The sequence below is a fragment of the Nonomuraea sp. NPDC049141 genome (assembly GCF_040648415.1).
GTDB lineage: Bacteria > Actinomycetota > Actinomycetes > Streptosporangiales > Streptosporangiaceae > Nonomuraea.
Genome location: NZ_JBEZDR010000167.1, coordinates 1 through 1,901, shown reverse-complemented (window position 1 = coordinate 1,901; position 1,901 = coordinate 1). Strand labels below are relative to the sequence as shown.

1 protein-coding gene and 1 pseudogene are annotated in these 1,901 nt (G+C 68.7%); both read right to left on the bottom strand.

All coding sequences use genetic code 11. The features are described 5' to 3' along the window. A pseudogene (locus AB0B91_RS65510) lies at positions 1-336 on the bottom strand (ABC transporter permease); the annotation flags it as partial. Positions 337-395: 59 nt separating this feature from the next. Beyond that, positions 396-1,766, bottom strand: a complete 1,371-nt coding sequence (locus tag AB0B91_RS65505; RefSeq protein WP_089000476.1) for an L-serine ammonia-lyase — start codon at positions 1,764-1,766, stop codon at positions 396-398. Positions 1,767-1,901 lie beyond the last annotated feature (135 nt).

The window sequence follows — 1,901 nt, the reverse complement described above, 5'->3', positions numbered from 1 at the left end:
GACCTGCCGGGGCAGGTTCATCGTCGTGATCAGCCGGGCCTGACCGGTCAGCGCGTTGGTGGCCTCGCTCAGCGCCGAACTGGTCCACATCCAGGCGAAGATCCCGGTGAGCAGGAACAGCGGGTACGAGTCGGCCGCGTCGCCGAGGTGGCGGTTGGTGTCCCGCGAGTAGAGGACGCCGAAGACGAACCAGTAGATCGCCCCCAGGCCGAGGGGCTCGATCAGCGACCAGAGGTACCCGAGCACGGACTGCTGGTACTTCACGGCGAGGTCGCGCCTGACGAGGATGCGCAGCGAGGTGCGGTGCGACCACAACGCCGCGACGCCAGAGGTCACCGCCGCCTCCCGCCTCACCGGACGGACGACAGGCTAGCAGTCGATGAACGAACGCCCCCTCAGCACTCGATCACGTTGACGGCCAGTCCGCCGCGCGCCGTCTCCTTGTACTTGACCTTCATGTCCGCGCCGGTCTCGCGCATCGTCTTGATGACCTTGTCCAGCGACACGTGGTGCACCCCGTCGCCACGCAGCGCCAACCGGGCAGCCGTGATCGCCTTGATGCTAGCCACCGCGTTGCGCTCGATGCAGGGGATCTGCACCAGACCACCAACCGGATCACAGGTCAACCCGAGATTGTGTTCCATGCCGATCTCGGCGGCGTTCTCCACCTGCTCGGGGGTGCCGCCCAGCGCCTCGGCCAGCCCCGCGGCGGCCATCGAACAGGCCGAACCCACCTCGCCCTGACAACCCACCTCCGCACCCGAGATCGACGCGTTCTCCTTGAACAACACCCCGATCGCGCCCGCCGCCAACAGGAACCGCACCACCCCCTCCTCGCAGGCACCCGGCACGAAACGGGTGTAGTAATGCAGCACCGCCGGAATGATCCCGGCAGCCCCGTTCGTCGGCGCCGTCACCACCCGACCGCCGGCCGCGTTCTCCTCATTCACCGCGAGGGCGAACAGCGTCACCCAGTCCATCGCCCGCAGCGGATCAGCCGCATCGGACTCCGTCTCCAGGCTGCGGCGCAGCTCGGCGGCGCGGCGGCGGACCTTCAGACCACCGGGCAGCACCCCGTCCCGGGAGCAGCCCCGCTCGACGCACTCCCGCATCACCCGCCAGATCCCCAACAGACCGGCACGCACCTCACCCTCACCACGCCAGGAGAGCTCGTTGGCGAGCATCACCTCACTGATCGACAGCCCCGTCGACGCGGTCACGCCGAGCAACTGCGCACCGGTCAGGAACGGATACCGCACCCGCGTGCCGTCGGGCTTGATCCGATCCGCCCCCGCCGCCGCCTCGTCCACCACGAACCCACCACCCACCGAGTAGTACGTCCGCACCCGCAACTCCGCGCCCGCGTCGTCGTACGCGACGAACGCCATCCCGTTCGGGTGGTACGGCAACGACCGACGCCGGTGCAACACCAGATCCCGGTCCACATCGAAATCAACCTCGTGCGCGTCGAGCAGACTCAGCCGCCCCTCGACGCGCACCCGCCCCACCCGCGCCTCCACCGCGTCCGTGTCGACCGACTCCGGAACCTCACCGGCCAACCCCAGCAACACCGCCCGATCACTGCCGTGACCATGCCCCGTCGCGCCCAGCGACCCGAACAACTCCGCCCGCACCCGAGCCGTCCCAGCCAACAACCCATCGGCCTTCAACCCCGCGACGAACGTACGGGCCGCCCGCATCGGCCCCACCGTATGGGAGCTGGACGGCCCGATACCGACACTGAACAGATCGAACACACTGATCATGGCTGTACTTCCTGTCGCGTCGGCCGCACCTGGCGGCTCAATTGGCGGAACCGGGCGTGAACGAGCGGGCCAGCAGCAGCAGGTTCGTGGGCTTCTCGGCGAGTCGCCGCATGAAGTACGCGTACCAGTCGCGGC

Bases quoted from the DNA above. Each gene is read 5' to 3' on its own strand.
- AB0B91_RS65505 (WP_089000476.1), bottom strand. From the start codon at position 1,766: ATGATCAGTGTGTTCGATCTGTTCAGTGTCGGTATCGGGCCGTCCAGC.